At 44.4% G+C, this 22,704-nt stretch carries 19 protein-coding genes; 16 read left to right on the top strand and 3 right to left on the bottom strand.

Annotation, left to right across the window (positions count from 1 at the left end):
• The 3 genes from AC1VOR_RS16490 to AC1VOR_RS16480 are packed head-to-tail and all read right to left on the bottom strand — an operon-like array spanning nt 1 to nt 4,671.
• Nucleotides 1–1,482 carry a Na+/H+ antiporter subunit D gene (locus AC1VOR_RS16490; protein WP_482619330.1) on the bottom strand — a complete coding sequence of 494 codons (1,482 nt, stop codon included), beginning with the start codon at nt 1,480–1,482 and terminating at the stop codon, nt 1–3.
• Nucleotides 1,475–1,813, bottom strand: a complete 339-nt coding sequence (locus AC1VOR_RS16485) for a Na(+)/H(+) antiporter subunit C (protein WP_482619328.1) — start codon at nt 1,811–1,813, stop codon at nt 1,475–1,477. Before AC1VOR_RS16485 ends, AC1VOR_RS16490 begins: the two co-directional genes overlap by 8 nt.
• Before the next feature lie 2 nt (nt 1,814–1,815).
• Nucleotides 1,816–4,671: a Na+/H+ antiporter subunit A gene (locus AC1VOR_RS16480; RefSeq protein ID WP_482619326.1), complete on the bottom strand. Its 2,856-nt coding sequence runs from the start codon at nt 4,669–4,671 to the stop codon at nt 1,816–1,818.
• 511 nt (nt 4,672–5,182) lie between these two features.
• On the opposite strand from AC1VOR_RS16480, the gene AC1VOR_RS16475 reads away from it, so the two are divergent.
• The 16 genes from AC1VOR_RS16475 (at nt 5,183) to AC1VOR_RS16400 (ending at nt 22,641) form a co-directional block, all read left to right on the top strand.
• On the top strand, nt 5,183–6,574 hold the full coding sequence (locus AC1VOR_RS16475) for a TrkH family potassium uptake protein (RefSeq protein WP_482619325.1): 1,392 nt from the start codon (nt 5,183–5,185) through the stop codon (nt 6,572–6,574).
• A 394-nt stretch (nt 6,575–6,968) separates the two neighbouring features.
• A complete protein-coding gene (locus tag AC1VOR_RS16470; protein ID WP_482619323.1) occupies nt 6,969–9,575 on the top strand; it encodes an ATP-binding protein in 2,607 nt (868 codons plus the stop codon).
• The gene (locus AC1VOR_RS16465) at nt 9,568–10,272 is read left to right on the top strand and encodes a response regulator (RefSeq protein ID WP_482619321.1); all 705 of its coding nucleotides are present in this window, start codon (nt 9,568–9,570) and stop codon (nt 10,270–10,272) included. Before AC1VOR_RS16470 ends, AC1VOR_RS16465 begins: the two co-directional genes overlap by 8 nt.
• Before the next feature lie 256 nt (nt 10,273–10,528).
• A complete protein-coding gene (locus AC1VOR_RS16460; protein WP_482619320.1) occupies nt 10,529–10,924 on the top strand; it encodes a hypothetical protein in 396 nt (131 codons plus the stop codon).
• Nucleotides 10,925–11,056: 132 nt separating this feature from the next.
• The gene (gene kdpF, locus AC1VOR_RS16455; RefSeq protein WP_482619492.1) at nt 11,057–11,137 is read left to right on the top strand and encodes a K(+)-transporting ATPase subunit F; all 81 of its coding nucleotides are present in this window, start codon (nt 11,057–11,059) and stop codon (nt 11,135–11,137) included.
• A 28-nt stretch (nt 11,138–11,165) separates the two neighbouring features.
• Nucleotides 11,166–12,836, top strand: coding sequence for a potassium-transporting ATPase subunit KdpA (kdpA, locus tag AC1VOR_RS16450; protein WP_482619318.1), 1,671 nt, complete (start codon nt 11,166–11,168; stop codon nt 12,834–12,836).
• A gap of 23 nt (nt 12,837–12,859) precedes the next feature.
• Nucleotides 12,860–14,887 (top strand): potassium-transporting ATPase subunit KdpB, encoded by a 2,028-nt coding sequence (kdpB, locus tag AC1VOR_RS16445; RefSeq protein WP_482619317.1) that lies wholly within the window; start codon nt 12,860–12,862, stop codon nt 14,885–14,887.
• Between the two features lie 11 nt (nt 14,888–14,898).
• Nucleotides 14,899–15,471 (top strand): potassium-transporting ATPase subunit KdpC, encoded by a 573-nt coding sequence (kdpC, locus tag AC1VOR_RS16440; protein WP_482619315.1) that lies wholly within the window; start codon nt 14,899–14,901, stop codon nt 15,469–15,471.
• Nucleotides 15,472–15,562: 91 nt separating this feature from the next.
• The gene (locus AC1VOR_RS16435) at nt 15,563–16,381 is read left to right on the top strand and encodes an alpha/beta fold hydrolase (protein ID WP_482619314.1); all 819 of its coding nucleotides are present in this window, start codon (nt 15,563–15,565) and stop codon (nt 16,379–16,381) included.
• A gap of 3 nt (nt 16,382–16,384) precedes the next feature.
• Nucleotides 16,385–18,715 (top strand): histidine kinase, encoded by a 2,331-nt coding sequence (locus AC1VOR_RS16430; RefSeq protein WP_482619312.1) that lies wholly within the window; start codon nt 16,385–16,387, stop codon nt 18,713–18,715.
• Between the two features lie 24 nt (nt 18,716–18,739).
• A complete protein-coding gene (locus AC1VOR_RS16425; RefSeq protein ID WP_482619310.1) occupies nt 18,740–19,366 on the top strand; it encodes a universal stress protein in 627 nt (208 codons plus the stop codon).
• Nucleotides 19,367–19,422: 56 nt separating this feature from the next.
• Complete coding sequence (locus AC1VOR_RS16420; RefSeq protein WP_482619309.1) at nt 19,423–20,025, top strand: TetR/AcrR family transcriptional regulator; 603 nt, start codon at nt 19,423–19,425, stop codon at nt 20,023–20,025.
• 135 nt (nt 20,026–20,160) lie between these two features.
• Nucleotides 20,161–20,328 (top strand): aspartyl-phosphate phosphatase Spo0E family protein, encoded by a 168-nt coding sequence (locus AC1VOR_RS16415; protein ID WP_482619308.1) that lies wholly within the window; start codon nt 20,161–20,163, stop codon nt 20,326–20,328.
• 98 nt (nt 20,329–20,426) lie between these two features.
• Nucleotides 20,427–21,248, top strand: coding sequence for an oxidoreductase (locus tag AC1VOR_RS16410; protein ID WP_482619306.1), 822 nt, complete (start codon nt 20,427–20,429; stop codon nt 21,246–21,248).
• An 86-nt stretch (nt 21,249–21,334) separates the two neighbouring features.
• The gene (locus tag AC1VOR_RS16405) at nt 21,335–21,994 is read left to right on the top strand and encodes a TetR/AcrR family transcriptional regulator (protein WP_482619305.1); all 660 of its coding nucleotides are present in this window, start codon (nt 21,335–21,337) and stop codon (nt 21,992–21,994) included.
• A 368-nt stretch (nt 21,995–22,362) separates the two neighbouring features.
• A complete protein-coding gene (locus AC1VOR_RS16400) occupies nt 22,363–22,641 on the top strand; it encodes an AbrB/MazE/SpoVT family DNA-binding domain-containing protein (RefSeq protein ID WP_482619303.1) in 279 nt (92 codons plus the stop codon).
• Nucleotides 22,642–22,704: the final 63 nt, after the last annotated feature.

Genomic DNA, 22,704 nt, shown 5'->3' with positions numbered 1-22,704 from the left:
TTATCGACTCCTTAATATGGCATCAACATACATGGCAGGGTTGGCAAGTCCTTCTCCTGCTAGTGATACCCATCCGTATACATACTCGGCAAAAAGGCCTACGCCGATGACTAATACACTTAATATCATAGCTGGAAGGTATGATGAAGCTGTTATTACAGAAGGTTGCTTCATCTTGTCGCTCTTCTCCCCCCAGAAGGCATACGAGAATATTCGGAGTAAGGAATACAAAACAATCAAACTTGAGATCAGGCCGATTGCGGATAAGGCATAGTGACCGGCTTCAAGCCCCCCACGAATTAATAATAATTTCCCGGGAAAGCCACTGAATGGCGGTATTCCCGCCACCACCAAGCCTGTCATCAGAAAGAGGCCGCCTAGTAAGGGGTATGACTTGATCAACCCACCCATTTCCTTCAAGTTTGTTGTCCCTGAAACCTTGATAATGAGTCCACCCAGAATGAATAGCAAGACTTTGGCAAGCATATCGTGAAGCAGATAAAAAGCAACGCCATCCAAGGCATCCCTGGATAACACGGCAAGGCCCATCGTGAGTAATCCGACACTGATGATGATGTTGTAATTCATAATTCGCCGAATATCGGTGTAGGCAACGGCACCAAATGCGCCTAGCAGCATGGTAGCGATGGCCATCCATTCGAACCAGCTCTGAAAGTTAATAAACTCTGTATTAAAAATCAGCGTAAATGTTCGAATTAGGGCATATACGCCCACCTTGGTTAGCAAAGCTGCGAATAAGGCACTTATGGCTGTGGGTGGCGCACTATAGGAGCCGGGCAACCAGAAGAAGAGAAAAACGCCTGCTTTTAGCGAAAAGACAATTAAAAATAGCAAGGCAATTACATTCAGCACCGTACCTTGACCTGCTTCAGCAACTTTCATCGATAAATCTGCCATGTTTAAGGTGCCTGTGACACCATAGAGATAGGCAACAGCGGCAACAAACAAGGTGGAGGATAGAATATTGACCAGGATATATTTTAACGTTTCACGAAGTTGCAGCTTGGTCCCTCCAAGTACAATCAAGGCGTAAGAAGAGATTAGCATGACTTCAAAGCATACGAAGAGGTTGAATAAATCTCCCGTCAAGAAGGAGCCGTTAACGCCCACCAATAAGAATTGAACAAAAGGGTAATAGTAATGTTTTTCCCTTTCTTCCCCGATGCTCTTCATGGAATAAAGAATACAAGCGAAAGCGACGACGGAGGTTGTAAGCGTCAATAACGCCGCAAACATGTCGGCTACAAAAATAATACCGTATGGAGGAGCCCACCCACCCATATAAAGCGTTTGAATGCCGTCCGTTCGTACTTGTATGGCAATCAGAGCTGAGGCGATGCCCCCCAGGGTAATTCCGCCAATACTGACCCAACGTTGAAGCCTGACCTTCTGGTTAATGAACAGTAAGGCGATGCCAGTCAATAAGGGAAGGAGCAAAGGAAGCACAAGCAAATTATTCATCTTTTTCCCCCCTTAATTGCTCCATGTCATCCGTTCCAAGCCTGCGGTAGGATTTATAGACCAGAACAAAAAAGAATGAAGTTACGCCAAAACTGATAACAATGGAAGTCAGAATCAGCGCCTGAGGCACGGGATCGACATAAGCTGTCGCTTGTTCTTCTAGCAGAGGAGCTGCCCCTGTCTTTAATCTGGCCATGGTCAGGAGTAGAAGGTGAACCCCATGTGTCAGCAGCGAGGTTCCCAAGATAATACGCAACATGTTCCGGGATAATATCAGGTAGATGCCAACGGCAAACAGGATTCCAATCGTTAAAGACATGAATAATTCCATTCCTATTTATCCCTCCCTATCTCTAAAATGATTGTCATTGTAATGCCTATCACCGTCATGAAAACCCCTAGATCAAACAGCACTGCTGTAGCCAATTCCGTTTTCCCCAGAATCGGTAGGTAGAAGTAGCCGAAAGAATGACTTAGAAACGGCAGCTTGAACAGGAAGGAACCCACTCCCGTCAAAGCAGCAACAAGCAAGCCTGTGGCCGTTAATTTTCTAAAGTTCAGAGGAATTACCTGTTGAATGGTATTAAGTCCAGAGACCATAGTTAGCAGAATGAGGGCGGCTGAGGTCATTAACGCTCCGATAAACCCTCCTCCAGGCTGATTATGTCCGGCAAAGAACAGATAGAAGGAGAAAGTGAGGATGACCAATACAGCCACACTGGAAATCGTTCTTAATATGACATTGTTGCTGTGTGCTTGCCATGGGACAGAGCTCACTGGCGGTGCATCCTGGCTATTCTCCAGATTGAGCCGGATCATGGCATAAATACCAAAAGAAGCAATGCCAAGCACCACAATTTCCAGCATCGTATCAAAGCCCCGGAAATCGACAAGTATTACATTGACTACATTTTTGCCACCCGCAAGCTCATAGCTGAATTTCAAATAATAATCGGATATGGATTCGAACATTTTACTTCCCATAACTTTAAGTGAGATAAGTGTCATTAAAGTGCCCACCCCAACGGAGATGAGCAGGTTCATCCATTTGAACGAGCGTTTAGCTGATTCCAACTTTTTCTTCGGCAAATGATAAAAGCAAAGGAGAAAGAGAGCGGCAGAAACGGTCTCGACAATCATTTGGGTTAAGGCCAGGTCAGGTGCTCTGAAAATAACAAAAAATAAAGTAACAATATACCCAGAGGCGCTTGTTAAAATAATGGCCATCATTCTTGATTGAACAAAAGGAATGGAGACGACCACCACGATTAAGGCCAAATTAATCAATAATTCGTAAGCAGACACCGACGCAAGGGATTCAAATGGAATCGCAAATGGGCCTGTTCTGTATAACATCCAACTAAGTGAGAGAATGAAGAAGGTAAATATATAAATCAAATAATGTCGAACAGAGCCGGTCATATAGCTTTGTGTCAATGAGCGTGAGCCTTTGTGGAATAATTGAAGGCTGTTGTCAAAGGCCCAGTTGAGTGAGATTTTATCTAGCAAAGGCTGATGAAGCGGCTTGAAACGTTGGTGTGCGATATAGACCATCGTTCCCACCAGGATCACGCCTAGCGTCATAAACAATTCAGGTGTCCAGCCATGCCACATGGAGATAGACACTTCGAATCGTTCACCCGCAGTCAACAACCTCGGATGAATAGAGGCCATGGCAGGCTCCAGTATTGAATACGATAGCAGATTGGGAAATAAACCAAACACGACAGCCAAGGACGCCAAAATAACAGGCGAAAGCAGCAATCCCGTAGGGGCTTCATGTGGAGTTTTACCGAGCTTCTCAAATTGAGAAGGTCCGGTAAACGTTCTGAATACAAAAATCAGGCTATAACCAAAGGTGAACACACTGGCAATCCAGGCAACTATCGGAATCAAAACCCCCATAGTTTGCAGGTTCATCACATCCATACTTGCGATGGATAACAAAGCGGTATAAAACATTTCTTTACTTAAGAAGCCGTTAAACGGTGGTAACCCTGCCATGGATAAGGAACCGACTAAGGCGATGGAGAAGGTGATCGGCATCATCGACATCAGTCCGCCTAACTTGCGGAGATCCCGAGTACCTGTCTCATGGTCGACAATACCAACCACCATAAATAACGAACCCTTGAATATAGCGTGATTAATAAGATGGAATAGGGCTGCCAGCGTTGCTGTGGTATAAACCAGTCCATCTTGTGTTCCACTGTAGAAGGCTGCAGCAGAACCTACTCCCAGCAAGCTCATAATTAATCCCAGTTGACTGATGGTTGAGAAGGCCAGAAGTGCCTTGAGATCTCGTTGCTTCATCGCCCGAAATGAACCGTAAAGCAGTGTGCAAATCCCCACTATGGTAACCACCCAGAACCAGATCTTACTCCCGGCGAACACAGGGCTCATGCGTGCAACCAGGTAAAGACCAGCCTTGACCATAGTGGCGGAGTGGAGATAGGCACTGACCGGGGTAGGGGCTTCCATGGCATCAGGTAGCCAAATATGGAAGGGGAATTGGGCCGACTTTGTAAATGCCCCCAACAATACAAGCAGCATAGCCGGAATAAATAAGGGATGATTTGTAACCGGATCTAGATTTCCTATTATTTCCCGGATACTGAATGTGCCTGTCATAAGGTATAACAAAATAAATCCGGCTAGCATAGCCAGGCCGCCCAGAACCGTAATCAGCAGTGATTTGAACGCGCCATATCTTGACGTTTCCCGGTTATACCAAAAAGCAATCAGTAAAAATGAGGAGATGGTGGTTATTTCCCAAAAGCTGTACAGCACAATCAAGTTATCGGATAATACGACGCCCAGCATTGCTCCCATGAAGAGCAATAAATAGGCGTAAAACGAAGAAAGGGCTTCCTTGGTTTTATCCAGATAAAATATGGAATACACCACGACAAGGGTGCCCATACCGCTAATCAGCAGAGCGAACAACAAGCTTAATCCATCCAATAGCGCAGAAAATTCAACGCCTAATGAGGGCATCCATGGCATGGTGCTGTGTGTAATGTGGCCGGATTGAACTTCCGGAATTTGCAACAGGAAATACACAAATAAAACAAAGGGTACGGGAAGCACAAGCCACCCAGTATGGAAAGATTGTCGCAGTTTGTGGAGACAGGTCAACAATGCAGCTGCCAGAAATGGCAGCGAAATAGCAACATGAAGCAGAGACACTTATTTTCCTCCTTGACCCAAAAATATATGACTTCTTAATATTATTTCCCAAAAAAAGCACAAAAAGAGCCCGCTGTTGGCAGGCTCCTCCGATAATTCAATGATTTAGTTATTTAACGTTTAACAACGTTTTTAATAATATCGCGAGATGAAATGAATGTCAAACAAAATGCAAAAAATTACCTATTGGGTCAGTTGAGAATGAATGCTTCTTTACAGGCAAGACTATCTGGTAAAGGAGATGAGCCCATTGCTAAATAGAAGAAAAATAGGAGTGAGTCTGCTTGTGTTTTTTTGCATTCAAATCATTGGGGCGTATATATGGAATCTCCAATCTCAAGCAAGAATCACTGAACTGGTACTCAGAGATCTGACGGAATATTCCATTTTTCAAGCCCAGGCGGAGGGTTTCCATGTTGGTGTTCATTTACCCTTTCAGCCAAGGGAATATATTAGAATCAGAAAATAATGGGGTTGATATTGAATTCATTCTCAGGTAATAATACGTAAGATGAACAGTTTGACCATGCTCGAGAAAGGGGGGAGGGGTAATTTGCATGCACTCAAGACGTCGCCACTGATTCACCTCACTTCCTCAAGACTTATACTATTGAGCTTCGCTATTCCTATTCTCTTGGGGACGATTTTGCTATGGTTACCCGTTTCTTCTGCAGGGGGGAGGGGCGTTGGCTGGCTAGATGCATTTTTTACTTCTACTTCTGCAGTATGCGTTACCGGGTTAGTCGTTGTAGATACAGGTACGGCCTATTCCATCTTTGGACAAATCGTTATTATGTGCCTTATCCAAGTTGGTGGCCTTGGTTTTATGACTTATAGTGTGCTAGTGGCAGTTGTGCTTGGAAAAAAAATAGGTTTGAAGAATCGTCTGCTTATTCAGCAATCGACGAATGCCTTGTCTACTCAAGGCGTTGTCAAGCTATCGCTTGGTATCTTTACAGCAGCTCTTATTATTGAAGGCCTGGGGGCAGTTCTCCTAACCCTTCGGTGGATGGGAGAGATGGGCGGTTCTAGGGCAATTTACTATGGCGTTTTCCATTCAATTTCGGCCTTCAATAATGCAGGCTTCGCCTTGTGGCCAGACAACTTAAGCCGATATGTAGGAGATCCTGTCATGAATATTGTCGTTACCTTACTGTTCATTTTTGGTGGTCTCGGCTTTACGGTTATTCTTGACTTGTGGAAAAATCGAAACTGGAGTGGCTTATCCTTGCACTCCAAAATGGTACTCTCTACTACGGCAATTTTATGTATAGCCGGGTTTGTAGTAATTTTTTTGATAGAGTGCTTTAACCCCAATACGTTTGGTTTGTTAACTTGGCCTGAAAGAATTTGGGCAAGCTATTTTCAAGGTGTTGTCACAAGGACGGCGGGGTTTAATACCGTGGATATAGCATCCATGATGACGGCCTCCCAATTTTTCATGGTGTTTCTGATGTTTATCGGCGCCTCCTCGGGTTCCACAGGGGGAGGAATCAAGACGACAACCTTTGTCGTTTTGCTTCTTACATTAATTAGTATCGTAAGAGGAAAGCAGGATGTTCAAATGATGAATCGAAGAATTCCTCAATCTATTATTATGCGAGCTTTAGCGGTCATGATTATATCGGTATGCGTGGTAGCATTATCGACCTTTTTGCTCACCCTGAGCGAGCAAGGGCCAGGCAGCAATTTTATGGATATTTTATTTGAAGTAACTTCGGCTTTCGGGACGGTTGGTTTGTCTACAGGGCTAACCCCAGATCTTTCTTCCTTTGGCAAACTGGTTATTATACTGACTATGTTTATTGGAAGGCTCGGGCCCTTGACGCTAGCTTTTGCGTTATCACAAAGATACAGTCAGGACAAGTTCCGATATCCAGAGGAGAAGGTATTGATCGGCTAAAATGGGAAAAAGCTTATTGGATAACAATATTCCAATAAGCTTTTTTAGGCTCAATCCAAGAATCAGTGCTTGACTAAAGACATCTATGCAGCGGAGGGTCGTAGGGATTCTGGAGAAGCGAAGTGTTCGCCTTTGCGAGTGGATTTCTACCTTATAGGAATTTATTGAATGAGGAAATCCAGGAACAATAGCGATCGGAAGAACCCTACGAACCCGTAGGGCCTCATTGCTCACATTTCAAGCACTAATTTCGGTGTTTAGCCCTTTTTTATTTCATCTTAATGTAATCTTAATGCGGATAGATAAATGTTAACATGATCCTGATATTATCCATGATATACTCGCATAATAAAGACAGGAAGAGCTGTCATTTGAGAAGCGGGGGCAGACATTTATGACCCAAAGGGGAGCCTTGAAGGTATTTATAGGCTTTTCACCGGGAGTAGGGAAAACCTATGCCATGTTATCCAGTGCGCGCAAAGAGCTTGAGAGCGGAAGAGAAGTGCTCATTGGTCAAGTTCAAAACCAACATCTGCCACACATCGAGCCTTTACTAGCCACTATGGAACAATTACCTTACGAGTTTGATCTGGATGCTGCCCTGAGCCAAAGGCCTGAGCTTATTGTCCTTGATAATCTGGCCCATTACAATAGAGAGGGCAGTCGGCATAAGAGAAGATATCAGGATATTGATGAGCTTCTTCGGGCGGGAATTGATGTTTATACCACTCTAAATATACAGCAGTTAGAAAGCTTGGCAGATATCGTCTCCCCGCTTATTGCCTTTTCCGAGCCGGAGCGTATTCCTGATCATGTGCTTGATCGTGCAGACTTTATTGAATTTATTGATTATGAACCCAAAACATTGATTGAACGATTTCGAAGAGGCCTGATCTTTCAGGATGAGAGCCAACAGAAGGCCTATGAGTCCTTGTTCCAAGAGAAGAATTTGGGGGCATTGCGTGAAATTGCTTTGAGGATTGTCTCTCAGCAGTTAAACCGCATTGCTGGAAAATTATTAGTTCAAGCGAAGCGTCAAGATGAGAACATCAAGGAACATATCTTGGTATGTCTCTCCTCGGCGGAATCCAACAAAAAAGTGATTCGCACAGCAGCTCGTATGGCGGAGGCGTTTCATGCCCGCTTTACGGCGCTATATGTAGAGACGATACAACATAAAGAGTTAGTGAAATCCGATGCGATCATTTTAAGGGAAAATATTCGACTGGCAGAACAACTGGGAGCACAAATAGCAACGGTTTATGGGGAAGATATTCCTCTGCAAATTTCGGAATATGCCAAAACAAGCCACGTATCTAAAATCGTACTGGGCCGCTCTCCTAATCGCCGAGGGGGATTTACCAAGTCTACAGTTGTGGACAAATTGACAACTCTGGTTCCAAATGTAGAGACATATATCATCCCTGACGTACAAATTTCCATCAAGAAGAGCTTTCAAATGTTCAAGCATGAGCCAATGTTTTCAGTGCAGGACGTATTCAAGACATTTGCTATTTTCTCAGCTTGCACTTTAGCAGGGGTGTGGTTCTACGAACTAGGATTTCGCGAGGCTAATGTCATCACTTTATATATTTTGGGGGCCTTGATTAGTGCCATGGTCACTAAGGGCAGAATATATAACGGAATTACCTCGATCCTTAGTGTTATGGTGTTTAATTTCTTTTTTACAGAACCACGTTTTTCGTTTCAGGCCTATGATCCCAGTTATCCTGTAACTTTTTTGGTCATGCTGGTTGCTTCATTTATGACCAGTACACTGACAATGAGAGTTCGGGAGCAGGCCCGCCATTCTGCTCAAAAGGCATATCGTACTGAGCTGTTGCTTGAAACGAGCAGGAAGTTGCAGCAAGCTCGAAATTCAGAAGCTATTATGCAAGAAACAGCGAGACAGATGGTCAAGCTGTTGGACAAAACAGTAGTATTTTATCCGGTAAGCCATGGAAAAACGAATTGCCCGATTATAATCCCCAAGCCGGGGCTAAATATTGAACAATTAGAAGGGCTTGCTGGAGAGAAAGAACGCTTGGTAGCCGATTGGGTATTAAGAAACAATAAACGAGCCGGAGCTACAACCGATACGTTCTCCCACGTTCAGTGCTTGTATTTGGCGGTTCGTGGAGGAGAGGAAGTTTATGCAGTGGCTGCCATTGATATCGGGGAGCACTCCCCCATGGATGAATTTGAGAAAAGTCTGGTGATAGCTATGCTGGGAGAGTGTGGTCTTGCTCTGGAGAAAGAATTCCTTAGTGAGCATCAGAAGACAATCTCTATGCAAATCGAGCAAGAGCAACTCAGAGCCAATTTACTGCGGGGGATTTCTCATGATTTGCGTACCCCGTTAACCAGCATATCCGGTAACGCCGGTATGTTGCTTAATAATTCTTCTGTGTTAAACGAATTCCAAAAGAACGGGCTGTATGCTGATATTTACGATGATGCCGTTTGGCTCATTCATTTGGTTGAGAATGTACTGGCTATTAGCAGAATAGAGAATGGCACGATTAGCCTCAATTTCCAAGCCGAATTAGTAGAAGATGTTATATCTGAAGCACTTCAACATGTGAAGCGCAAGAAAGGCCAACACAGAATTGACACCAACATTCAGAACGAACTGCTAATGGCTAACATGGATTCACGTCTCATTGTACAGGTGTTGGTTAACCTGGTTGACAATGCTATCAAGTATACATCAAACAATTCGGTGATAACGGTCTCAGCAAGACAAGAGAAAGATATGGTTCTGATTGAAGTAGCGGATCAGGGACTGGGAATTGCAGATGAGTACAAATCTCGCATATTTGAGATGTTCTACACACTTAACCATAAGACAGATGGAAGACGTGGTTTGGGATTGGGCCTGTCGTTATGCCGATCAATTATTCAAGCACATGGGGGAGAAATCGGAATAAGAGACAATGATCCTAAGGGAGCTATATTCTACTTAACAATACCTGTCTCAGAGGTGAGCATTCATGAATAAGCCATTTGTTCTGGTGGTTGAGGACGATAAACCTATAAGAAAGTTAATTACGACGACCTTGGAGACCCAAGGGTATCGCTATGAGTCTGCCGCTTCAGGTGAAAGTGCCATGATGGAGGTTCTGTCAAGACAGCCTGATTTGATCATTCTTGATTTAGGTTTACCGGATATAGATGGGGTAGAAATCATTCGCAAAGTGAGAGAGTGGTCCACTCTACCTATCATTGTTGTTAGCGCGCGTAGTGAGGATCGGGACAAGATTGAGGCGCTTGATGCAGGTGCCGATGATTTCTTGACCAAGCCATTCAGCGTTGAAGAATTGTTAGCCAGGTTACGAGTAAGCTTGAGAAGACTTCAGTATGATCAAGAAAAATTAACCAGAGATTCATCTGTCTTTATAAACGGATATCTGAAAATAGATTATGCGGCTGGGTGCGTTTGGTTGAAGGGAGACGAAATTCATTTAACGCCTAGTGAATACAAGCTTCTTTGCTTGCTGGCCAAGCATGCGGGCAAAGTGCTTACACACAATTTTATTCTGCATGAGATCTGGGGCAGCCAATTGTACGATATTCCGGCATTACGTGTATTTATGGCCACCTTACGTAAAAAAATTGAGCCACCCGGCCAACCCAAGCTCATTCAAACCCATATCGGAGTTGGCTATCGTATGCTACAAATCATTGAGGAATCCTAGCCAATTTATTTGGAATGAAAGAGCCCTGAAGAGTCTGAAAGGGCTCTTTTTTTTATCTTTAGACAACCTTAATTCTAGAAGGTAAACCCTAATCCTATACTAATTCTCCGGGTGCTAAGATGAATGACGTGGAAATAATATGATCTGCCCTAATCTTAATACAATCTTAATTCCACTAGAGAGGTTCTAATCCTGACTTAATGTTCAAACTGTTAGGCTAGATACTGGGGCGGATGCTTGGAAAGAAGGAATCATCATGAATACCCGTGCTTATACCCTAGTCTTTGCGCCAACCCAAGCCGGGGAGCTATTCATCAAGTCGTTGAACGAGAAGGAAGTTCCATATGCTGTGTTAAGTTGCAATCAGCAGCTTGAGGATAATGGCTGCCCTTCAGTAGTAAAAACGGAGATAGCTGTTCATATTAAGGGAAAAGAATGGCAAGCTCCCCTCGATGTGGAGTTTGACAAAATATTTCTTTTTGAAGGGAAGACCTCAGAATGCTGTGACTTGATTGTGGCTATTCGCCATTTTAGTTCAGCTCCGATTTATGTCATAACGAAGCATTATCATCCGCAAATGCTGTATCGTTCCTTAGGTGCTGACTATGTGATCTGGACGATCAGTGATGATGTGTCGTTTTTGATAGAGTAAAGATTTTGGATAAGGAGAGGAGTACACCATGCTGGATATTTCAATGATTATCATTCTGATGCTTATGGCCATGCTTATGGCCGGGTTATTGCATTGGGCCGGCAAAACCATTGATGAGGGAAGTGAACGAGGATGATCTGGGTGTTAATGGTTGCCATCCTGGCCTTGTTTGGTTATCTGACTTATGCGCTTGTTAACCCGGAGAAATTCTGACTTCGGGATTCTAGGAGGGAATATCGTAATGACCACTTCGTTTTTGGGTATTGCAGTTACATTGGTTGTTGTTTTACTACTTGCCCGTCCGGCAGGGCTTTATATGGCTCGGGCGTTCGACTATCGTTCTTCTTCCATGGATCGCTGGTTTGGCTGGCTGGAGAAGCCCTTCAGTGCTTTGGGCGGTATTCGCAAGGATGACCAGACCTGGAAGCAATATGCGTTCTCACTGCTTCTTAGCAACACATTGATGATTGTATTGGTATACCTTATCTTTCGGTTTCAGGGCATCTTGCCCTTGAATCCAAGTGAAATAGCTTCAATGGAGCCAACGCTGGCGTTTAATACAGCCGTCAGCTTTATGACTAATACCAACTTGCAGCATTATAGCGGTGAGAGTGGGTTGTCATATCTATCGCAGATGCTAGCTATTATCTTCATGATGTTCGCAGCGCCAGCATCTGCACTTGCTACTGTGATTGCGTTCATCAGAGGAATGGCTGGCAAGCCATTGGGGAATTTCTTCACGGATTTTTTGAGAGCTATCACCCGTGTGCTGCTTCCAGTTGCTTTCGTGTCTGCATTGGCATTACTCGCTACGGGGGTTCCGCAAACTTTGGAACCAACTGCGATTGTAAAGACACTTGAGGGGGCTACACAAGAAATTGCGCGGGGGCCAGTGGCTTCTTTTCTTTCCATTAAGGAATTAGGCAATAACGGGGGCGGATTCTTCGGTGTTAACTCCGCACATCCCTTTGAAAATCCCGATGGTGTGAGCAACTTTATTCAAATTTTGTTAATGATGCTGTTGCCTACCGCGCTACCTTTTACTTACGGGAAAATGGTTGGCAACGATAAGCAAGGTCGGGTTCTATTTGTAGCTATGAGTGTCATGTTCCTAGTCTTCCTTGGGGTATCTCTGGCTAACGAGCATGCAGGCAACCCTGCCATCAATGCGATGGGCATTGAGCAAGGGGGTTCCATGGAAGGCAAGGAGGTACGATTCGGCATTGGCCAATCTTCCTTGTATTCCGTAGTGACAACGTCCTCGGAGACGGGAGCTGTGAACACGATGCATGATACCTTAACACCACTTGGCGGGTTGATTACCCTGGGCAATATGATGCTAAACACCGTCTTTGGTGGGGTAGGGGCCGGCTTCATGAATGTACTCCTGTATGCGATGGTCGCTGTCTTCTTGTCAGGCTTAATGGTAGGACGTACTCCGGAGTTCCTTGGCCGCAAAATTGAGGGTAAGGAAATGAAGCTAATTGCTGTTACGCTTATTATTACACCGTTGTTAATCCTTGTCCCTACAGCTTTGGCGGTATACTCCAACCCGGAGACCATCTCCAATCCAGGCTTTCATGGATTATCGCAGGCGCTTTATGAATATACGTCATCGGCAGGCAATAATGGTTCCGGATTTGAAGGACTAGGCGATGCCACTCCATTCTGGAATATATCCACAGGGATCGTTATGTTTATTGCCCGCTACTTCTCAATGATGACATTAATGGCCGTTGCAGGCTCAATGGCAGTCAAGAAGACAGTTCCGGAAACATCAGGTACCTTCCGTACGGATAATGCCTTATTTGGCACAGTATTTGTGGGGGCGGTATTTATTGTGGGAGCCCTGACCTTTTTCCCGGTCCTATCATTGGGACCAATCGCTGAATTTTTGACGCTGAAGCCATAGTGGCGGATGGAGGATAGAACAAGATGAGTACCCGAAAAAGTGTATTAACCAAAGAAATTGTAAGTGAAGCGATGAAGCAAGCCATTGTCAAATTACATCCAAGAATGATGATGCGTAATCCGGTCATGTTTGTTGTCGAGATTGGATTGATTGTCACTGCCTTCCTGATATTTGTGCCAAATGCGTTTGGCGGAAATGTGTCCAGTGGATTTAATGTTGCTGTTTCTCTAATCCTACTCTTTACCCTGTTATTTGCTAACTTTGCAGAGGCTCTGGCTGAAGGCAGAGGGAAAGCACAGGCTGATTCATTGAAGAAAACCAAAAAAGAAATTACAGCAAATAAACTAACACCTCAAGGCATCAAGCAAGTACCTTCTACAGATTTGCGTAAAGGTGATGTTGCCATCGTTAGTCAGGGAGAAATGATACCTGGAGACGGCGAGGTTATAGAGGGTCTGGCCTCTGTTGATGAATCAGCAATTACAGGGGAGTCTGCTCCGGTGATCAAGGAAGCGGGTGGTGACTTCAGCTCTGTAACCGGTGGGACAAAAGTGATTAGTGATGAAATAAAAATTCGTATTACAAGCGATCCAGGGGAATCTTTTCTCGATCGGATGATTTCCTTGGTAGAAGGGGCCAAACGGCAAAAAACACCTAATGAGATCGCCCTGAATACCGTGTTGGTGAGTTTGACCATTATCTTCTTACTTGTTGTCATCACTTTGCCCGTATTTGCCAATTATATAGGGGTTCAGTTAGAAGTTCCTGTCTTGATTGCATTGCTAGTATGTTTGATTCCAACGACCATTGGAGGACTCCTCTCGGCGATCGGGATTGCTGGCATGGACCGGGTGACGCAATTTAATGTATTAGCTATGTCGGGGAAGGCTGTAGAAGCTTCAGGGGATATTAATACCATTATTCTCGACAAAACAGGAACCATCACTTACGGGAACCGAATGGCTAGTGAATTCATCCCGGTAGGAGGGGCCAATACCAAGGATGTTGCCGAGTGGGCAGCCATAAGCTCAATCCAGGACGATACACCCGAAGGGCGCTCCGTGATAGAACTGGTGAATCAGCTAGGGCTTACCTATGCAAAGCAAACGGCCGACGGAGCTGACTTTATCGAGTTCAAGGCCGAAACAAGAATGAGTGGTATGGATCTCGCCGATGGACGTAAGGTGCGTAAGGGCGCTGTGGATGCAGTAAAGAGATGGGTTGCAGAACAGGGAGGTATCATTCCAGATGGTTTGCAACGAGGCAATGACAAAATTGCATCGGCTGGGGGGACGCCGCTAGCTGTTGCTGTGGATCGTACCATTTATGGCTTGATTTACTTGAAGGATACCGTTAAGCCAGGGATGAGAGAACGGTTTGATCAGATGCGTCAGATGGGGATTAAGACAGTCATGTGTACAGGGGATAATCCATTGACGGCTGCAACCATCGCTGCAGAGGCTGGCGTGGATGACTTTATTGCCGAGAGCAAGCCGGAAGACAAAATTGCAGTCATTCGCCGTGAACAGGCGGAGGGTAAGCTGGTAGCCATGACAGGAGACGGTACCAATGATGCTCCGGCATTGGCGCAAGCGGATGTAGGGATTGCCATGAACAGTGGGACTGTAGCTGCCAAGGAGGCTGCCAATATGGTCGATCTGGACTCAGACCCATCTAAAATCATTGAAGTGGTGTCGATTGGGAAGCAATTGTTGATGACTCGCGGGGCATTAACGACGTTCAGTATTGCAAATGATATTGCCAAGTATTTTGCTATCATCCCGGCAATGTTCATGGTGGCAATTCCTCAAATGGAAGTGCTGAACGTTATGGGCTTGCATTCTCCCATGTCAGCCATCCTGTCGGCGCTGATCTTCAATGCGGTTATTATTCCGCTCCTGATTCCGCTGGCTATGAAGGGTGTGGCTTATAAGCCAATGAGCTCCTCAAGTCTTCTTAGACAAAATCTACTCATATATGGTGTTGGCGGGATCATCGTACCGTTCTTAGGTATTAAGCTGATTGATCTGGCGATTCAATTCTTGGTATAGGAAGGCGATAAATGATGAAAATAATCAGCGTAACCTTGCGCACATCACTGCTTCTTATGGTTCTGATTATGGTGTATCAATTGGCCGTGACAGGGTTGGCCCAAGCCCTTGTGCCAGATAAAGCAAGTGGAAGTCTTATCTTTAATGATCAAGGGGAAGCCATTGGTTCTAAATTGATTGGGCAGAACTTCACTTCACCACAGTACTTTCAAGGCAGAGTATCCAGTATTGAATATAATGCCGTCTCATCCGGGAGTCCCAATTATGCTCCATCCAACCCGGATATGTTGCAGCGTACAAGTGATTCTGTAGCGGCTTGGGAGTCGAATAATCCCGAGGTTCCTATTCAATTGGTTCCCATTGACCTGATCACCAACTCAGGCTCTGGTCTCGATCCGCATATCACGCCGAAAGCTGCCGAGGTGCAAATTCCTAGAATCAGCAGCTTGACGGGAATCTCTACGGAACAACTAGAGACTTTGGTTAGCGCTCATACGCAAGGCCCGGATTGGGGAATATTTGGAGATGCTCGTGTGAACGTGCTGGAACTGAATTTAGTATTATCTGAAATGAATACAAGATAAGTAGTAAGCAGGCCCTGATTTGCCCATTTCGGTAATCAGGGTATGTTTGCCATTATCTTTTCTTTTATTTTTGTTGTAAGAGGTGATAGAGTTGCCTGCTATAAACTTAAACGGGGCATCTATTTATTATGAACAACACGGTCATGGCATGCCTCTAGTATTCATCCATGGCCATGGCATGATGCATACGATGTTTAAGCCGCAAGTAGAAGAACTATCCAAGCGCTTCCGTGTTATTGTCTGTGATTTGCGGGGCAATGGTCGATCAGGAAAGCTGAAGGGCAATTACCGTAAGGTGATGGAGACGCAAGGTACGGATCTCATGATGCTATTAAACGAATTAGATATTAAAGAGGCTGTGTTTGTAGGTGTTGATTACGGGGGCATTCTGGTGCAACAAGTGGCCTTGAATTATCCTCAGCGGGTTAAAGCCATAATAATAGCAGATGTTTATGGTATGGAATTGCATTCCGCCGTTATGAAGGTAGTTCAGAATGTGGCTGCCTACGGTAGCATACTGTCCTATCTTGCTCCAAGCCAGATTTCATTTCCAGCGATTCGTGTCGCTTATCAACACTGGCCGCTGCCTTACTCCATTATTAGAGAGAGTATGTTAATCAAGCGTCCTATTGAATTGTATAAGCAGAGGTTGGCTATAAGTTATGATTCTCTAGGGCATTTGCAGGATATTACATGCCCGATACTTGTACTTGCAGGTGATAATGATATTTACCGTGCAAAATATACCAAATCTATGGAAACACTTATAACTCAAGGCAGGGCGGAGGTATTGGCCAACTGCGCCTATCCGAGTAACCTCTGTCAGCCAGAACGATTTAACTGGGCCGTAGAGCAATTTATCGATATCGTAATAGACTTGACAAAGAATGAAGAAAACGATGGAGGCTAGGCTATGGCACCTTACAAGCGAAAGACGCCAGAAGAAATTTTATACTCCATTTACCGGCTTCATCAGGGGAAGCTAAAAATTATTATTGGTTCAGTCAGTGGCTCGGGCAAAACCTATCATATGTTGCAGGAAGGGAGACAGCTCAAACAACAAGGGATTGACGTAGTTTGTAGCGCTGTATCCACTATGCAACGTGCAGATACGGTTCAACAGCTCGAAGAATTGGAGCGAATTCCCAGCCTTCATTGGTGGAAGAATGGGGTGGAACAAAAGGATCTTCCCTTGGATGCTCTATTAAAGCGCAACCCCGAAGTATTGCTGGTTGACGGGTTAGCGCATCGCAATCGCGAAGGGGCCAGGTTCACTAATCGGCTGGAAGATATCCGTTATCTCATGGATCAGGGAATTAGCGTCATTACCACCATTAATGTCTATGAACTGGCTGGCGTGGAAGAACAAATATACAAAATCACTGGGATCAGAGCTGAGGAAACAGTCCCCTTAAATACGTTAGATTTGGCCGATGAGGTGCAGCTTATCGATGTGTCTCCCGAAACCATTCTTAAGAGAATAGAGGAGGGAGTATTGGGTAATAAAGCTCATCCGGCTTTATCACGGCGAGGTAATTTAGGCGTGCTCAGAGAGGTTGCTTTGCGACTGGTAGCGGAAGGTGTCAATGATTCTTTGGAGAAGCACCGTGAGGCGGAAGGGCTGCTTGGTCCTTCTGGAGCTACCGAGCGTATTTTGGTATCTGCCCAATATCACTGGAACGGCTCACTTTACGTAAGAAGAGGCCAGCAGATTGCCAAGCGACTTGGGGGAGACTTGGTTGTTGCCTCCTTCGTCCTTGCAAATAAGCCATTAACCAAGGAGCAAGAAGCATTTCGCCAGTCATTGAAGAAGCTGGTCAAGCGAATTGATGCTCGTTTTGACGAACTACCTTTGACTCATGTTAGAGGACTTCCTTCTGCTCTCGTTCGTTACGCAATCGATAATAATGTGACCCGAATTGTGATGGGGCATTCTCAAAAGAGTGTTTGGCAAGAGTTATGGCAGGGTTCTATTGCAAATCGCGTGCTTCGCAAAACACGAAATATTGATATTTTTCTAATGGCAGATCGTGCGCTTGAGGTCGGCGAACGTATTCTCCCTGTCAAGTCGTCTCCGCAAAAGCAGGAGGATAAGTTTCACAGGCTAAGCAAATCTGAAATGCAACGTGAAGTAGAGTACATTCGTCGGGGGACCTTCAAGGTGTATATAGGAGCTGCTCCCGGAGTAGGTAAAACTTATAAAATGTTGCAAGAAGGGAATGTCTTGCAGCAAAAGGGTATCGATGTAGTCGTGGGATTATTGGAAACCCATGGACGGAAGGAAACTCAGGAACAGATTGGTGATTTAACAATCATACCCCGGGCAAGAATTCCTTATCAATCGACAGTATTGGAGGAGATGGATACCGCGGCCATTCTCAGCCGCCATCCCGAAGTCGTGTTAGTAGACGAATTAGCTCATACCAATGTGCCTGGCAGTAAGACGAGGAAGCGGTATGAGGATGTGTTGCAACTTCTTGAAGCCGGAATTTCAGTAATTACCACAGTGAATGTTCAACATTTGGAGAGCTTAAATGATGCCGTCAAGCAACTTACGGGAGTTCACGTTCGAGAAACGGTGCCCGACGCTATATTCAAGATGGCGGATGAATTGGAGTTAATCGATATTACGCCTCAAATGCTTCAGGAGCGAATGCGAGAAGGCAAAATATATGCAAGAGAGAAGATCGGCCAGGCACTTGACTCCTTCTTTAAGATAGGTAATCTGATCGCACTTCGTGAATTGGCCCTCAGGGAAATAGCAGATGATGTGGACGAAAGGCTGGAAGCCTGGGACCGGGAATCAGCTTTGCGGGGCGCCTGGGGACGTAAGGAGGTGATCTTTGTCTGTGTAGATTTGGAGCCGCGGGCCGAACGGTTAATCCGCAGGGGCTTTCGCATTGCTCATCGGTTAAAGGCCGATTGGTACGTTCATTATGCAAGTTGTAACGCTACACTTAATGAAGATGAAGGCAAACGGTTGAATTCTTTGCGTCTACTAGCAGAACGCTTGGGCGGGAAGATGGAAATAACCAAGACGGAAAGCTCTAAGGTCGTTCACAGGCATTTGCTTGAACGAATGAATGAAATTCAGGCAACCCAGCTTATTATTGGGCAATCTCGCAAGCCGTTATGGCTTACGCTCTTCAAGGAGACGTTCGTTCATTATTTGTTAAGGAACGCCAGACATATTGATATGCTGATTGTAGCGGACTTTGACCCTCTTGTTGTAAAGCCATCGTAAGTATCAATCATGGGAGGATTGAGAATGGAAGCAGCTACAGAAAGTATAATGGTATGTGTAAGCTATGGACCCAATGGAGAAAGATTAATTCAAAGAGGGAGTCGATTGGCTCGCTTGCTTCATGCTCCGTTGATCGTACTTACAGTTGACTCATCTAAAAATAACGAGTATAACCTGGAAAAACAACAATATATTGCTGGTTGGGAGAGTCAGACAGAAGCTGCAGGTGGGCAGTTTCTGACTCGTCAAACGAATGGAAAAAAAGCAAGTGAAATCATTATAGAGACTGCTCGTGAGATGAATATTACCCAAATTGTTATTGGACAATCGGGCAGAACGCTTTGGCAGGGCATTACACGGGGAGATTTTGTAAATGATCTTATTAAGCAGTTAGGATTAATTGATCTTCATATCGTTGCAGTGCAGCGATATCCGGAAATGCTGGAGCAATCCCATGAGCGAGGAGTAAACGCATATTTGATCAGAAAAGGGGAGCGCTATGTTCTTACAGAAGAATCAGAGGAAGAAGGAGCAATCCAAGGGATTTTCTTTCGCGAGCTTAACACCGACTTTGATAGTGGACTATTTAAAGTAGTAAAAAACGGGGAAGAGCAATATTTAAAAATTGTGCAGAATGAATGGGTTAAGTAGTCAATGTCGTAAAGTATGAGGCATTTTGTTAGAATACACTCAAGAGGTGTAATGAAATGCAACCGAAAAAAGAGCGAAAAGACGTCATCAAATCCAGACTCCGGATCTTACAGACAGCAGAGTCGTTGTTTGTGGAACATGGGGTTGATAACATTACCATGAGGAAAATTGCAACGACAGCAGGCGTCGGGCAAGGGACGCTTTACAGGCATTATGCTCATAAAGGGGAGATATGTCAGGACTTGCTCCAGGAAAGTAGCCAAGAGTTCGTTGATGAAGTAAACAGCTACCTCCAACAAAATAGGGAGATATCTCTACAGGGAAAGCTGACTGCATTGGTACATTTTGCTGTCGAATTTATTGACAAGCACGCCAACTGGTTAGTTTATATGCAGGGACCCTCCTGCGAAGATGGGCAGCAAATGATATACAAATCTCAGGTATATACCTTTCTATATGCACAGGTGTATGAACTCATTGCCGCATCACCGTCGGTGCAGAACACCATGGACGGTGATGCTGGGTTTAGAGCGGATGCCTTGTTAGCCACCTTGACACCAGATCTGTATCTCTTTTTTAAAGCACAGCGTGGCTTAACTCATGAAAAAATTAAACAACACATCGTGAACCTGTATATTAATCCTTTATTTCAAGAATGATCAAAGCAGAATAAAGCAAGACTCTCATTTTTGTCATGGGAGTCTTTTTTCATTTAAGAGATTGCGTTAAATAAAAAAATCAATGATTCGACAATTCATCCTAAAATATTACAAGAGAGGAAGGGATGAAGAACGATGGAAAGGAGAAAACAACTAAGCGAAGAAATTGAAAAACAGCGAAAGGAATTGAATAAACTGGCGGAATTGTATGGTTTGCAAGGAAAAAAGGTGATTCGAAAATCACAGCAGTTAGACCGCTTGTTAAATCTGTATAATCATCTGCACAACCATAAAGCAAAATAAAATTGACAAATGACCCTAGGTCATTTATAGTCGACCTTAGGTCAATGACCTAAGGTCATTTGTGTTTTAGTCATTTATTTTGTATGGGAGGGCTTGGTATGGAACGGAAAGTGATTCTGATTACTGGGGCATCATCGGGGATAGGGAAGGAAACGGCAAAGAAGCTGCTGTCCGAAGGGCATATCGTTTATGTTGCCGCCAGACGGATAGACCCGATGAAGGATCTGCAAAGCCTGGGAGCGATTCGGATACAGATGGATATTTCCAAGGATGAAGACATACAGGCCTGTGTTGAGCGAATCTTGAAGGAGCAATCCAGAATCGATGTACTGTTCAACAATGCGGGTTTTGCTCTCTACGGTAGTGCCGAAGAAGTTAGTCTGGAGGATGCCAGATATCAGTTCGAGGTCAATTTGTTTGGTCTGGCCAGAATCACCCAGTTGATCCTGCCTCACATGAGACAGCAAGGGAGCGGCAAAATTATCAATACCTCTTCGATTGCCGGAAAAATGCATTCCCCACTTGGGGCCTGGTATCATGCCAGCAAGCATGCCTTGGAGGGATGGTCAGATTGCTTAAGAGTTGAAGTGGAACCGTTCGGCATCGATGTTGTGATTATTGAGCCAGGTACGATCGATACGGAATTCGCCCAAGTATCAGGAAGCCCGATGTTGAAAAATTCCGGAGAGGGGCCCTATAAGGAGCTTGCCAAGGGGGTAGCGAAGCTGCATGCCAATTCGTACAAACCCGGCGCCTCTTCACCGCCAACGGTGATTGCAAATGTGGTCGCCCAAGCGGTAAGGCTGAAACGGCCGAAAACAAGATATGCGGTGGGCAAAATGGCCAAGCCTTCTGTTTTAATGAGTAAATGGCTCAGTGACCGTACCCTGGATAAAGCGATCAGAGGGATGTTGAAATAGAGCAATTGTTTCACATTGACAAGCCAGGAGCATTTCCATACCATTGACCTTAAGTCAATAGATATTCCGGGATATGAGGTGATGGCATGAGAAGAGCGATGACAGACGTTGCCAAGGCAGAGAAAGCCAAGCTGATACTGAATGTGGCTTATGACTTATATAAGAACAGCACGTTTGAAGATATTAAAATGATCGATATCGCCAAGGCGGCCAACGTGTCAAAGGGGACGATGTTCTTTTATTACAGCACGAAGGAAGTTCTCTTTATGGAGATTTTATTTCTGGAATATGAGAAGCGGTTTAAAGGTTTTGAGGATTTACTGCTTCCATTAGGAAAGATGTCATATGAAGAGTTCAAAGTCTTCTTCTTGAGGGAAATGGCGGGAATGCTGGATGAGAACTCAGTCTTCATTCGGTTGAGCGCCATCAAGAGCACCATTCTGGAGCGAAATATCAATTATGAGACGGCCATGAAGGTGAGCTTGGGTATGTTTGCTTCATTAGAACGTATCGTACACTTGTTGGTGGAGCGAGTGGAGGAGTTTGCAGAAGATGCCTTCTATGAACTGTTTCAGGCCCAGCATGCTATCATTGTAGGATACAAAAGCGTAGTCAGCGTGCCTGACGCCATGCAGCAGGTTATGATTGACCAGCAGGTAGAACGGTATAGAGTGGAATTCAAGAGCCATGCCCTGATGGCCATGGAGTATTATCTGGATGGGTGGAACCGTAGCCAGAGAAAATGAGAACGAAATGACGATCAAGACGCCTGAAGCTGTTTTTCAGCTTGGGGCGTCTTTTTAATTTTAGAAATATATAATAGAAATCTTTACCAAGGTATAATACAATTATTTTAATCGTATTTATTACGAATAAAAGAAAGGAATTTACACATCTATATCATTTAATTAAGAGAGAAGGTAGGTACTTTCGCCTGAATCAAATAACTTAACTTGCACCAGATGGAACCGAAGGAGGAAAAAGAAAATTATCGTTTTTTGTCGAAAAAAATTGACAGCCCTAGGCAATCAAGCTAAACTTCATTTAAACGTAATAATTACGATTAAAATTAGCGAATTATTACATAAACTTTAAGTGAAGGGCGGGTATTCGGATGATGAAAGCTACGGGGATTGTCAGGAAAGTAGATGAACTGGGCAGAATTGTGATTCCTATTGAATTGCGGCGTACCTTGGGAATTGACATAAGGGATGCTATGGAAATTTTCGTCGATGGAGAGAAAATCATTTTACGCAAATATGAGCCGAGCTGTATTTTTACAGGGAGTGCGGACGACCTAATTTTTTTTCGTGGAAAGATGGTGAGCAGAGAGTGTCTGATAGAGCTTCAGCAGTTACTAGCTTCGACTGAAGGAAAGAAACAAAACCAGTAAATATATGGGCTAAATTCATACTATATTGCTCTTGTATTTAAATAGTAATATTTACGAATAAAA

The organism is Paenibacillus sp. 1SOY10 (genome assembly GCF_056836745.1).
Note: the sequence above shows the minus strand (reverse complement) of the source record. Positions and strands in the feature narration are given on the sequence as shown.